This window comes from Photobacterium sp. GB-56 (assembly GCF_003026105.1).
Lineage (GTDB): Bacteria > Pseudomonadota > Gammaproteobacteria > Enterobacterales > Vibrionaceae > Photobacterium.
The window spans coordinates 72947-86156 of sequence record NZ_PYNW01000010.1; the positions used below are offsets into that span (position 1 = coordinate 72947).

The 13210-nt window shown below is 41.2% G+C and carries 14 protein-coding genes; 8 read left to right on the forward strand and 6 right to left on the reverse strand.

Annotation, left to right across the window (positions count from 1 at the left end; genetic code table 11):
- Positions 1-108 precede the first annotated feature (108 nt).
- On the forward strand, positions 109-801 hold the full coding sequence (locus C9J42_RS14220; protein WP_107207470.1) for a response regulator: 693 nt from the start codon (positions 109-111) through the stop codon (positions 799-801).
- Positions 801-2180 carry an envelope stress sensor histidine kinase CpxA gene (gene cpxA, locus C9J42_RS14225; protein ID WP_107260623.1) on the forward strand — a complete coding sequence of 460 codons (1380 nt, stop codon included), beginning with the start codon at positions 801-803 and terminating at the stop codon, positions 2178-2180. Before C9J42_RS14220 ends, cpxA begins: the two co-directional genes overlap by 1 nt.
- A gap of 80 nt (positions 2181-2260) precedes the next feature.
- Here the strand turns inward: cpxA and C9J42_RS21850 are convergent, their stop codons facing one another.
- Entirely contained in the window at positions 2261-2350 is a 90-nt protein-coding gene (locus C9J42_RS21850; RefSeq protein ID WP_107247081.1) for a diguanylate cyclase domain-containing protein, read from the reverse strand.
- A gap of 96 nt (positions 2351-2446) precedes the next feature.
- On the opposite strand from C9J42_RS21850, the gene C9J42_RS14235 reads away from it, so the two are divergent.
- Entirely contained in the window at positions 2447-2911 is a 465-nt protein-coding gene (locus tag C9J42_RS14235) for a tRNA (cytidine(34)-2'-O)-methyltransferase (RefSeq protein ID WP_107247079.1), read from the forward strand.
- Between the two features lie 70 nt (positions 2912-2981).
- Here the strand turns inward: C9J42_RS14235 and cysE are convergent, their stop codons facing one another.
- The 4 genes from cysE to C9J42_RS14255 all read right to left on the reverse strand — a co-directional run bounded on the left by cysE (position 2982) and on the right by C9J42_RS14255 (position 6013).
- Positions 2982-3803: a serine O-acetyltransferase gene (cysE, locus tag C9J42_RS14240; protein ID WP_107207466.1), complete on the reverse strand. Its 822-nt coding sequence runs from the start codon at positions 3801-3803 to the stop codon at positions 2982-2984.
- A 150-nt stretch (positions 3804-3953) separates the two neighbouring features.
- Positions 3954-4970: an NAD(P)H-dependent glycerol-3-phosphate dehydrogenase gene (gene gpsA / locus C9J42_RS14245; protein ID WP_107287693.1), complete on the reverse strand. Its 1017-nt coding sequence runs from the start codon at positions 4968-4970 to the stop codon at positions 3954-3956.
- A gap of 17 nt (positions 4971-4987) precedes the next feature.
- The gene (gene secB / locus C9J42_RS14250; protein WP_045083845.1) at positions 4988-5449 is read right to left on the reverse strand and encodes a protein-export chaperone SecB; all 462 of its coding nucleotides are present in this window, start codon (positions 5447-5449) and stop codon (positions 4988-4990) included.
- Between the two features lie 123 nt (positions 5450-5572).
- On the reverse strand, positions 5573-6013 hold the full coding sequence (locus tag C9J42_RS14255; RefSeq protein WP_005371904.1) for a rhodanese-like domain-containing protein: 441 nt from the start codon (positions 6011-6013) through the stop codon (positions 5573-5575).
- 419 nt (positions 6014-6432) lie between these two features.
- Here C9J42_RS14255 and gpmM point away from each other — a divergent pair, with 419 nt between their 5' ends.
- Both gpmM and envC read left to right on the forward strand, forming a co-directional pair.
- Complete coding sequence (gene gpmM, locus C9J42_RS14260; protein ID WP_107247075.1) at positions 6433-7974, forward strand: 2,3-bisphosphoglycerate-independent phosphoglycerate mutase; 1542 nt, start codon at positions 6433-6435, stop codon at positions 7972-7974.
- An 8-nt stretch (positions 7975-7982) separates the two neighbouring features.
- Entirely contained in the window at positions 7983-9278 is a 1296-nt protein-coding gene (gene envC, locus C9J42_RS14265) for a murein hydrolase activator EnvC (protein ID WP_107207463.1), read from the forward strand.
- 85 nt (positions 9279-9363) lie between these two features.
- Here the strand turns inward: envC and C9J42_RS14270 are convergent, their stop codons facing one another.
- Positions 9364-10008: a TetR/AcrR family transcriptional regulator gene (locus tag C9J42_RS14270; RefSeq protein WP_107207462.1), complete on the reverse strand. Its 645-nt coding sequence runs from the start codon at positions 10006-10008 to the stop codon at positions 9364-9366.
- Between the two features lie 115 nt (positions 10009-10123).
- Here C9J42_RS14270 and rfaD point away from each other — a divergent pair, with 115 nt between their 5' ends.
- From rfaD to C9J42_RS14285, 3 genes are read left to right on the forward strand one after another with little or no spacing between them, the layout of a single operon-like run.
- Positions 10124-11068 (forward strand): ADP-glyceromanno-heptose 6-epimerase, encoded by a 945-nt coding sequence (gene rfaD, locus C9J42_RS14275; protein ID WP_107207461.1) that lies wholly within the window; start codon positions 10124-10126, stop codon positions 11066-11068.
- Positions 11069-11075: 7 nt separating this feature from the next.
- A complete protein-coding gene (gene lpxM / locus C9J42_RS14280) occupies positions 11076-12023 on the forward strand; it encodes a lauroyl-Kdo(2)-lipid IV(A) myristoyltransferase (RefSeq protein WP_107287692.1) in 948 nt (315 codons plus the stop codon).
- The gene (locus C9J42_RS14285; protein ID WP_158259288.1) at positions 12016-13203 is read left to right on the forward strand and encodes an O-antigen ligase; all 1188 of its coding nucleotides are present in this window, start codon (positions 12016-12018) and stop codon (positions 13201-13203) included. The genes lpxM and C9J42_RS14285 overlap by 8 nt, the downstream gene beginning before the upstream one ends.
- Positions 13204-13210: the final 7 nt, after the last annotated feature.

Below are 13210 nucleotides of genomic sequence, written 5' to 3' on the forward strand. Positions count from 1 at the left end.
ACGTAAAGCTACGTAAATCAATGATAACGAAACTTGGCGTTCACGCTGACATTAGCGATACTAGGCTCAAGACTTCATCACTCTCTTTATCTTTGCATAGGTTTGACCATGGCGAAAATTTTACTTGTCGATGACGACATTGAGCTCACAGCATTATTAAAAGATATTCTAGAGCTAGAAGGCTTTGATGTGATTGAAGCCAATAATGGCCAGCAAGGATTAGAAAAGGTAGATAGCAGTATCGATCTGATTTTACTTGATGTCATGATGCCAGTAATGAACGGCACTGAAATGCTACGTCGCTTACGAGAGTCCCATTCAACACCTGTGATGATGTTAACCGCTAAAGGTGATGAAATTGATCGTGTGCTTGGTCTTGAACTCGGCGCTGATGATTACCTGCCTAAACCTTTTAGCGACCGAGAGTTGTTAGCGCGTATACGCGCAGTATTGCGCCGTACTCAAGCCACGAATGAAAAAACCACTGAAAAATCAGACCTACTCACCTATCAAGACATTACGATTTATCCCGGACGACAAGAGGTGCTTTGTCAGGAAATTCCAATCGAAATGACGGGCACAGAGCTCGCTTTATTAAGCTATTTTATTCAACGCCCAGGTCAGATTATTGCCAAAGAATCCTTAAGCCTAGATGTACTCGGTAAACGTTTAGCTCGTTTTGATCGCGCCATTGATATGCATGTATCCAATATTCGTAAAAAGTTGCCAGAGCGCTTAGATGGTAAGCCAAGGATTAAAACCTTACGTGGTAAAGGTTACTTATTAGTTGAGGAAGCATAATGAAATTTCCGGGGCTCACTAGCCTTTATGGCCGTATTTTTGCCATTTTCTGGTTTACCCTTTTTGTTGTCGTCGTGACAATCGTTTTGTTATTTCAACTCGATCCTCGAACAGGGCAAGCGATCCCAGAGCCTCACCTTAAACGCCTAGAATATACCGCAGAAAATATTAACCAAAAGCTCAACACCCCACGAAACGAAACCGTTAAAAGATTGCAGCTAGAACAAAAACTCAAACGCTTAACAAAACGTAAAAATAATCATGATATCCAGATTTATTTTACGACTCTTGATGGCGACATTATCTCACCACAAAAACACACTAAAGCATTGCGTAACTTTATTACTATTGCTGATAACCCAAGTGCCCCTAAGCAACGTTTATATGGTCGCTGGATGATGGCTGGCCCCTTTACGATCAATACGCCGAAGGGTGATATTTATATGTATAGCGGTCAAATATGGCGTGGCCCTTCCCCGTTTATCATTCAAATTTTGGATAAGCCATTTAAGCTCCTACTCGTGACAATGCTTGTCAGCACCCCCTTTTTGCTCTGGCTCGCTTGGGCAGTCACACGCCCAGCAAGACGTTTACAACAAGCCGCAGAGCGTGTCGCACAAGGTGAGTTTACCGCCGATCCAAATTTAGAAACCGGACCACGAGAGTTTAAACAAGCTGGCGCAAGCTTTAACCAAATGGTAGGGGCATTAAATACCATGATCAGTGGACAGCAACGTTTACTGTCAGATATTTCGCATGAGTTACGCTCACCACTCACTCGTTTACGGATGGCTACCGCATTAGCTCAACGCAAACAAGGGGAAAGCCGTGAGCTAACCCGCGTTGATACTGAGGCTGAACGATTAGAAACCATGATTGGCGAATTACTTGAATTATCTAGAATGCAAGTCAATAGTCATCAACAAAATGAAAGGCTTGATAGCCAAACACTATGGTATGAGATGCTTGAAGATGCTCGCTTTGAAGCTGAACAATGCCATAAAACTTTACGTTATAACGCGCTGCAAGATTGGCCGATTAATGGCAATCCTAACCTATTGATCAGCGCACTAGAGAACGTAATACGTAACGCGATTAAATACGGCAATGACGTCATTGAAATACAGTTTACGGTTCAACAGCACCTGCTCACCATCACGATTGATGACAATGGTGACGGTGTGCCTGAGGCGGAATTAGATGATATCTTCCGGCCCTTTTACCGCGTCTCCACCGCACGAGATCGTGACAGCGGAGGCACTGGGCTTGGTTTAGCTATTACAGAAAGTGCGATTCGACAACATAGAGGAACAATTAAAGCGAATAATAGCTCCCTTGGCGGATTGAATATTACTATTACTCTGCCTCTGGCCTGTTAACACCATTAAAGAGATACTCTTGATAAACCAGCGACACTTTTGAGCCGAAAACGTTGCATGTCATTAAAGTAACGAGGCTTTCATACTCTATCTCCATTGGCATGACCATATTGATCATTGATTGACTTAAAATCGTCCAGATCAATATACAAAGCTAAAAACAGACACACTCTTAGTGGAAATAATCTTTATGCTCAGGCCATTTGCTTGTTTATACTGAGCTTGTCACAATGTGTTATCTTTAGCTGCTAATAAAGCGATAAATTATGTTTGATATTGCGTTATATGAACCTGAAATTGCCCCCAATACGGGTAACATTATTCGCCTCAGTGCGAACTGTGGTGCTAACTTGCATCTGATTGAACCATTAGGATTTGATTTAGACGAGAAAAAAGTACGCCGTGCTGGTTTGGATTATCATGATTTAGCGCATGTCCATCGTCATAAAGATTTTGCTGCTTTCATGCAAGCAATGGAAGGACGTCGTATTTTTGCCTGCACCACCAAAACCACTAATTTCCATACTAATGCGAAATTTAAGCAAGGTGATGTGTTACTTTTTGGCCCAGAAACTCGTGGCCTACCGGCTGAATTTATTGCCAGCCAGCCCCTTGAGCAACGCTTACGTATTCCAATGCAACCCGATAGCCGCAGCTTAAACCTTTCCAATGCAGTTGCGATTATTGCGTTTGAAGCATGGCGACAAATGGATTTTAACGGCGCGGTATAAAACAGAAAAAGGCGATCAATGATCGCCTTTTTTTCACATTCAATATGTCTTTTATTGAACATAACGATGGCTAAATACCATCACCTTCAATAAACGTTTGCGAGTTACCATTAAATTGCTGATCCATATCCATCGATGGTTTATCAGAATTTGGTCGCCCAACCACTTTGGCAGGAATACCAGCGACAGTGGTATGGGGAGGTACAGAATTTAACACTACCGAACAAGAGCCTATTTTCGCCCCTTCACCGACTTCGATATTGCCTAACACTTTAGCGCCAGCACCTATCATCACCCCTTCACGGATCTTCGGGTGACGATCGCCACTCTCTTTCCCCGTACCACCTAATGTGACGTCCTGAAGAATTGAAACATCATTTTCAATGACAGCGGTTTCACCAATCACAATACCGGTCGCGTGATCAAACATGATCCCTTGACCGATTTTTGCCGCAGGATGCACATCGACTTGGCAAGCTACCGAGATTTGGTTTTGTAGATAAACCGCTAAGGCTTTTCGATCTTGTTTCCACAACCAGTTAGCCACACGATATCCTTGAAGAGCGTGACAACCTTTAAGATAAAGTAATGGAATAGAATACATCTCAATAGCAGGATCACGTTCAACAACAGCACAAATATCACGTGCTGCCGATTCAACTATCGAACAATCGCTAGCATACGCTTCTTCGATGACCTCACGAACAGCCATCGCTGGCATCGATGGTGTCGCCAATTTATTGGCAAGTATATAACTCAATGCAGCAGCAAGATCATCATGCTTAATAATCGTGGCATGATAAAAACTCGCAAGCATTGGTTCATGCTCTGACTGCTCTCGTGCTTCCTGCTTGATCGCTGGCCAAAGCTGGTGTTGTTGACATTGCTTCACGTCATCCTCTGCTTACTTATCTATTCTTCTTATAACTATACTTAATTAGTCAGGTATTACTTTAACCTGATTGCAAAAAAAAACAACGCGAGCCAGGGCTCGCGTTGTTGAAACAGAAGATAATAAGGTTGTTACCTTTATATCTTACTGTTATTCATATTTTTTCTCGCGTGCGAGTAATTCTTTAGCAGCCTCACGAGCATCTTTACCTTGATAAAGTACTTGATAAATTTGCTCAGAGATCGGCATCTCAACACCATAACGTTTAGCTAATTGCCAAACCTCTTTGGTATTACGATAACCTTCAACAACTTGACCAATTTCCTGCTGTGCTTGCTCTACACTTTTACCTGCACCTAGTGCTAAACCAAAACGACGGTTACGGGATTGGTTATCGGTACATGTGAGTACTAAGTCACCCAATCCAGCCATCCCCATAAAGGTTTCAGGCTGTGCACCTAATGCCGCGCCAAGACGACACATTTCCGCAAGACCGCGGGTGATCAACGCTGTACGTGCATTGGCACCAAAGCCAATACCGTCAGACATACCTGCACCAATCGCAATCACATTTTTTACCGCGCCGCCTAGTTGCATCCCCGTAAAATCATTATTGCTATAAACTCTAAAGGTTTTATCACAATGAATCTTTTCTTGAAGATCAGCAACAAACTCCGCATCCGGTGATGCAACAGAAATAGCCGTCGGTAAACCCGTAGCCAGTTCTAGGGCAAAGGTAGGGCCTGATAACACTGCAAGTGGAATATCATTACCTAAAGCATCGACTGCGACATCTTTTAACAGGCGTCCAGTTTCTGGTTCTAACCCTTTGGTCGCCCAACAGACACGTGAATCTGAGCGTAAGAAAGGTTTTACTTGTGATAATACTTGACCAAATACATGACTTGGTACAACAACAAGTAAATCGCGGCTACCTTCAACAGCATCTTGTAAGTTTGACGTTACAATTAACGATTCAGGAAAGTGCACACCAGGAAGAAACGCTTCATTGGCACGATCAATTTCCAATTGTGCAATATGTTCTGGGTCATGGCCCCATAAAATAACATTGGCACCATTTCTGGATAACGCAATAGCAAGTGCTGTGCCGTAAGAGCCAGCACCTAATACTGCCATTGAAATCGTATTATTTGCGTTCTTAGTCATAATTGTTACTTTGCTTATTAAGCTTCAGCGTTTGCTTCTGCTTGGTTTTGTAAGTAGTTCATGAACAATGCATCAAAGTTTACTGGTGCTAGGTTCAATTGTGGGAATGTACCCTTAACGACTAAGCTTGAAATTGTTTCACGTGCGTACGGGAATAGGATGTTCGGGCAGAATGCACCTAGGCAATGTGCTAGTTGTGGTGCTTCCATACCTGCAACAGAGAAGATACCACCCTGCTGAACTTCACAAAGGAATGCATTCTCTTCTTCATTCTTAACTGTAACAGTCAGACGAAGTACAACTTCATACACACCTTCAGCTAGTTCGCGACTTTGAGTATCAAGATCCAATTTCACATCTGGGTTCCATTCTTTTTGGAACATATCAGGTGAATTAGGCGCTTCAAAAGAAACGTCTTTTAGGAAGATACGTTGAATTTGAAAGTTTTGTTGTGCTTCTGTATTTGCTGCTTCAGCCATTTCCTGAGTCCTTTTTGATGCTCGCTATTACGAGACTTAATGCGCCAGCACAGTGCTAACCACAGGCTGTATTGAATAAATAGACAGCGGTATGACTACGCGTACCGCACATCAAACAATGCGTTATTTTTTACCTTTGCTTTTTACTAACGGCAGGTTTGCTTCGTTCCAAGCAATCAGACCGTCTTTTAGTACATTAACATTGGTAAAACCCGCTTTACTCAAATCATTTGCGGTTGTTTGAGCGGTTTGACCTGTCTTACATACCACAATGATTGGGGCTGTTTTATGTTTTTCAAGCTCTGTAATGTTTTGTTCTTTAATTTGGCTTGGTAAAGCGTGAAGTGAGCCTGCAATATGACCCTTACGGTATTCGTCACGAGAGCGAATATCAACAAACACTCCTTCTTCACGATTGACTAAAACTGTTGCATCGTTAATACCAATAGTTTTATACGTTGCAGTTTTCTCTTTGACCATAGAACCGATGATAGCCACAACTAAACCGATCCAAACTAGAGATAAAATAGGGTTACTGGTTAAAAATTCAATATATTGTTGCATTTGCTTCGCTCTGTTTCATGGCTAAATGGCAGCCAAGATTAACGGGATTTTTAAAGGTTTTGAGTATACCGTTGTTACCTATCATGTACAGCAACGGGTATTCATTCCGCGCTTTAACTCACTTGTTGCTATTAATAAGTGATGCGCACCACCCAGTATAAAAGCGAATCTCGCACTTACCTATTAATGAAATAGAGAAAAACTGTGATCTAGGGCTTACACTCAAGACAATAAATGCATATATTTTGTCGAATAGGTCACAATACGCTCGACAGTAAGTTTGAACTTCTCCTACTGCTTTCAATACTTTCTGTAGTAAAATCACATTAATGGATATTACAATTACCTTAAAAATGCTTTTATATTAAGCAGTTAAGGCAATTGATATAGATTTTCATTTATTCGAAGAGGGACAGAACATGTCTGCGAAGAAACCACTTGCACTTGTTATTTTAGATGGTTGGGGCTACCGCGAAGACAATGCGGATAACGCCATTGCTAACGCTCAAACACCAGTAATGGATGGGCTGCTTGCTCAAAACCCTAACACACTAATTTCAGCTTCTGGTATTGATGTTGGTCTACCTGACGGTCAAATGGGTAACTCTGAAGTAGGCCATACTAATATCGGTGCAGGCCGTGTGGTATACCAAGATCTTACTCGTATTACTAAAGCGATCAGCGATGGTGAGTTTTTCGAAAATGAAGCACTTGTAACGGCTATCGACAAAGCAGTAAACGCAGGTAAAGCGGTTCATATCTTAGGTCTTCTATCTCCTGGTGGCGTACACAGCCACGAAGATCACATTGCTTCTGCAATTGAAATGGCAGCAAAACGTGGCGCAGAGAAAATCTACCTTCACGCATTCCTAGATGGCCGTGATACGCCACCTCGTAGCGCGAAGAATTCACTGGTTCGTTTTAATGAACTATTTGCCAAGCTAGGCAAAGGACGTACCGCATCACTGATTGGTCGTTACTACGCAATGGATCGCGATAATAACTGGGATCGCGTTGAAAAAGCGTACGATCTTATCACTGCTGCTAAAGCGGAGTTCACAGTCGCTAATGCCGTTGACGGTCTAGCTGCGGCTTACGAGCGTGATGAAAATGATGAATTTGTACAAGCAACTGAAGTACGTGCTGAAGGTCAAGAAGCTGCAATCGTGGCAGATGGCGATAGCGTTATTTTCATGAACTACCGTGCTGACCGTGCGCGTGAAATCACACGTGCATTTGAGCCAGGTTTTACCGATTTTGCGCGTGCACAATTCCCACAATTATCTGACTTTGTAATGCTAACGCAATATGCTGCAGATATTGAACTAACAACAGCATTCAAACCAGCAAGCCTAGACAATACATTAGGCGAATGGCTATCGAAGAAAGGCAAAAAACAGCTACGTATTTCTGAAACAGAAAAATACGCGCACGTAACCTTCTTCTTCAATGGCGGTAAAGAAGATGAGTTTGATGGTGAATCACGTCAACTTGTTGCTTCACCAAAAGTAGCCACTTACGATCTTCAACCTGAAATGAGTGCACCAGAGCTAACTGATAAGCTTGTTGCCGCAATCAAAGGTGGTGAGTTCGATATGATCATCTGTAACTACCCTAACGGTGATATGGTTGGCCATACTGGTGTTTACGACGCTGCAGTGAAAGCGTGTGAAGCACTAGATACTTGCCTAGGTAAAGTCGTTGCAGCGATTAAAGAAATGGACGGTCAGTTACTGATCACTGCCGACCACGGTAATGCCGAGATGATGGTTGACCCATCAACCGGTGGTATCCACACAGCACACACTAATCTACCAGTGCCACTTATCTACGTAGGTAGCAAAGACTTAGAACTTAAGTCAGGTGGTAAGCTGTCAGATCTTGCGCCAACGATGCTTTCACTAACAGATATGGAAATCCCTGCAGAGATGTCTGGTCAGGTGCTATACAATCTGAAATAATTATCTCCATGCGAGATATGATTAGAAAACATCTAAACAAAAAAATCCGCGCCAGTGCATTATGCACTGGCGTTCTTTTATGCATGACATTTGCCGTTCCATGTGCAGCGTCCAGTCAAAACCAGCTCGATGGCGTAAAACAGGAAATCTCACGTCAAAAAAATCAACTGGCAAGCAAGCAAAAGAAATACAACAGCTTGCAACAAGATCTAAAACAACACGAACTGAACATTGCCAAAGCTGCGAATGATATTCATGCGACAAACAATCAATTAGCAACCATTAAACGCGCTATTGATAAGTTAAATACGGAACAAACAGCACTAGAACAAAAACAGAAACAACAGAAAGCCGTTGTTGCTTCACTCTTAAATGCCCAATTTCGCCAAGGCCAAGACAGTGATATCGCCAGTTTATTAAGCGGTGAGGATTCAACACGCCTTGATCGAATGACAACCTATGCTGAGTACATCAGTAAAGCCCGTGTTAATGCCATCGATGCCCTTGATGCCACGCAAACTGAAATTCAAATGAAAGTGCACCAGCTCAACGAGCAAAAAACAGAGCAGCAACAAGCACTCAACACTCTTAAACAGCAAAAACAAACACTCGATCAACAGCAGCAATCACGTCAAAAAACGCTATCTAGCATTAAAAGTCAAATCGATAGCAGCAGTGAAGATTTAGCTGAACTACAAGCCAACGAAAGACAAATGCTCGCTGCCATTGCCAAAGCGAAAGCGGAAGCGGAAAGAAGAGCCCGTGAAGAAGCGGCAAGAATTGCCCGTGAAAAAGCGGCTGCTCAAGCACGCATAAAAGCGGCAAAAGAAGCCAAAGCGCGTGCTGCAGCTGAAGCTGAAGCACGTGAGATTGACAGACAATATGCAAACCAACAGGCACGTGTGCCGATGGACGGCCTTGCTCGCCATAAAGGCAAACTATACTGGCCAGTAAAAGGGACTATTTTGCATAATTACGGCTCGCACCAGCAAGGGCAATTACGCTGGAAAGGCATGGTATTTAGCACGCCAATGGGGAGCCAAGTAAAAGCTATTTATTCTGGTCGCATTATTTTTGCAGACTGGCTACGTGGCTATGGTTTGATGATTGGTATTGATCACGGTAAAGGTGACATGAGTTTCTATGGCTATAACCAAACACTACTGAAGAAAGTCGGTGATACGGTCCAAGCTGGAGAGCCAATAGCCTTAGTCGGTGACAGTGGTGGCCAAACCCAACCCGGACTCTACTTTGAGATCCGCCGTAAAGGCCAGCCAATAGATCCTAAACCTTGGCTTGATTAAGCTCAACTCTAATACTAAAAATAAAAAGGTTGGTGATAGTTATTATCCCAACCTTTTTGAATATCGCTTCTTTCGCAACGGATTTTTAACGCTTTGCTTGCTGTTCCTGTTGCTCGTAATACTGTTTCAATGCTTCTACACGTTCGCAGCCTAACGGTGTTGCCAGCGGCCTTACAATATTAAGTATCTGAATAACACCTTTATAGATAACCGTTGGGGTTATTTTAGCACCAGCGACTTGGGTCGTTTGATAGCTAATCCAACTTGATGCTACCATCAGCAACGTCTCAGCCAAGGTTTTCAAATCTTCATCATCGATATCAACCAATCCACCTTCTTTTAAGCTTTGCATCAATATCGCGATATTACTGCGAAGTTGCGCCTGTGCTTCGAGATATTTAAGCTGTAATTCAGGATCACGACGTAAAATATCAGGCAAATTTGCGTAGAAAAAACGATAGCGCCACATCAGCAAAAATACGGCATCGAGGTAACTCAACAGACTTTCTGTCGTTTCCGCTTCACTACGCGGTTGAAAGCTCACTTGTAAGTCAGTGGCATATAAATCAAAAATACTGTGGATGATCTGTTCTTTATTTCTAAAATGATAATAAAGATTACCCGGACTGATCGCGAGATCGGCGGCGATATGGTTCGTCGTTACGTTTGGCTCTCCACGCTCATTAAATAACGCTAAAGCAGCATGAATAATTCTGTCTCGGGTTTTCATTTGATTGACTTCCTTCGCCCTTCTTCTACATATAATGTATCATAAGTTAACGTTTTTTTTGCTCTGTAGCGCCATAGCTACAAGTTGTTATTTCATCAATGAAGGATTTTCTCCCATGATAATTGTTACTGGCGGCGCCGGCATGATCGGCAGCAACATCGTAAAAGCCCTTAACGAGCAAGGTTGTAACGATATTTTAGTGGTGGATAACCTCAAAGACGGGACTAAATTTGCCAACCTTGTCGATTTAGACATTGCCGATTACATGGACAAAGAAGACTTCATCACCCAGATTATGGCGGGAGATGAGTTCGGAAATATTGAAGCCATTTTCCATGAAGGTGCTTGCTCAGCAACCACTGAGTGGGACGGTAAATACATGATGCTCAATAACTATGAGTACTCAAAAGAGCTTTTACATTACTGTTTAGAGCGCCAAATCCCGTTCCTTTATGCTTCATCTGCAGCAACCTATGGTGGTCGCGATCATGATTTCATCGAAGAAAAGCCATACGAAGGTGCACTGAACGTTTATGGTTATTCGAAACAACAATTTGATAACTATGTTCGACGTATTTGGCAAGATGCCGAAGCACATGGTGAGAAACTATCGCAAATCACTGGCTTCCGTTATTTCAATGTGTACGGCCCGCGTGAGCAACATAAAGGCAGTATGGCTTCTGTCGCCTTTCACCTAAACACTCAAATTACTGCAGGTGGCAACCCAAAACTGTTTGAAGGCTCTGAAACCTTTAAGCGTGATTTTGTTTATGTTGGCGATGTATGCAAAATGAACCTATGGTTCTTAGCAAATAGTGTATCCGGTATTTTTAACTGTGGTACAGGCAATGCTGAATCTTTCCAAGCAGTAGCTGATGCTGTCGTTAAATATCATGGCAAAGGTGAAGTTGAGTCAGTTCCCTTCCCTGAGCACCTAAAAGGTCGTTACCAAACTTACACCCAAGCAGATCTGACTAAAGTGCGCGCTGCAGGCTATACAGAAACATTTAAATCTGTTGCAGAAGGCGTTGCAGAATACATGACAATCCTAAACAAATAATAACGATATGATTGATAACCATTACGATAAACAAGCTTATAACCCACAATTTGAATGGTCTTTTCTAGCACCTAAATATTGGGGGACATGGCTTGCCGTTATCCTCGCTTCTCTATTTTGCTTGCTGCCCCATAAAGCACGCCGCGCAATTGCGAGTACCTTTGCTAAACAAGCTATCAAGTTAAATAGCAAATCAAACCGTCGTGCGCGCGTAAACTTACAGATGTGCTTTCCTGACAAAAACGATGCTGAACGTGAAGATATTCTACTGCAAAGTATCACCACCGCAGGTACATTCTTGCTGGGATTTGCATCGTTAAGTGTACGTAGCAAATTTTGGTTAGAAGATAATACCGTGATCCGCGGGATGGAGAATCTCACCACTCTCACCGATCAGCAGCAAAGCGTGATTTTGTTAGTCCCTCACACTTGGGCGATTGATATTCCTGCGGTACTGCTTGCATCACGCGGTTTACCTGTTTCTGCAATGGCGAAAAAGCAGAAAAACCCAGTCTCAGACTGGTTGATGCATCGTCAACGTGTGCAATACGGCGGCCGTGTTTATGAACGCAGTGGTGGTATTAAACCGTTTATTAAATCGATTCGCGAAGGATACTTAGGTTACTACTTACCCGATGAAGATCTTGGCCCTGAGCACAGCGTATTTGTCGATTTCTTTGCTACCACCAAAGCAACAATGTCAGGTCTTGGCCGACTGTCTAAATTAAGTCGCGCAAAGATCGTACCGCTTTTTGCGATGTACAACAGTGAATCAGGTAAATATGAATTAGATTTCTACCCTGCTCTGCCTTTCCCTAGTGAAACTGAAGAGCAAGATGCCCGCATGATGAACGAATGTATCGAACAATACGTGAGTGAGCGTCCAGAACAATACATGTGGATTCTGCGTTTATTAAAGACACGTCCAAATAATGATGAGAATCCATATGAATAAATACAATATGTTAAAAAATATCAATGCCTTTATTATCACTTTACCAGTGCTGTGGATTCTAACTGGTCTATTTACAATACATAATGGTGATAAAATATTAGTTACACTTACACTTTTATCTCTACTATTAACATTAATTACTTATAAATTTGAGGTATTAAAAAGAAATTTTAAAAATAAATACCTTCTTATACTGGCAGTATTATTTATATACTCTACCTTAGGTGAGATTTTCCACTTCGAAACACCTATAATATTCCGATCTATTGCGACTGTATTAGTATTAACACTTTTTATCCCATATGACTTAATATCACCAAAGCGAATCTGTATTTATAGTCTTATAGGAAGTATAATTTCATTATCTTTTGTAAGTTATAATATTTTTGTTTTAAATATTGAAAGGGGATCTTTAGATATAAATCCAATCCCATTTTCAACTTACCTATGTGTATTATCAGCTTTATCTCTAGTTTGTTTTTTTTGTACACGTGATACTAAATATAAGATAATTTGTTTACTATCAGTAATATTAAGTTTTATTGCTGTAATGCTAACAGAAACAAGAGGCACTATTTTAGCGCTTATCATTACATTAGTTTTATCAGCAATCTACTTTATTATAAAAAGAAGTGAAAACAAGAAAAAAAGCATACTTTTATTTATTATTATTTCTATTTTTATGGTAGCTATCAGTTTTCCTGTTTTAAAAGATCGTCTATATGATAAAACTGCTTATGAATTTTCACTAGTAGAAAAAGGCAATGATAGTACATCAATTGGGATAAGATTAAGCCTATGGAAAGCTGGTTTAATAATTATTAATAATTCTCCATTCTCGGGAACAGGAAATAATTTCCACAATCAAATAAGAACACTAGAAAAAGACAACTTAATATATAAGAATAAAAGATATGACCATTATTCACACTTCCATAATCAGTATATAGATATAGCTGTAAAATGGGGAGTTCAGAGTTTATTTTTTCTATTGTTATCTTTGTTAATCCCTTTATTTACACTTAATAAAGAAGATGACTTTACCAAAATAAGTTTTTATTCTTTGACATCAATATTTATGATAGCAGGCTTAACTGATCCACCTTTAGTTAACAAGCAACTCTTTATTCTTTTTCTTACTCTACTAGCAATGATGTATGGTAAAAATAAAATAAAATAAGAAAAAG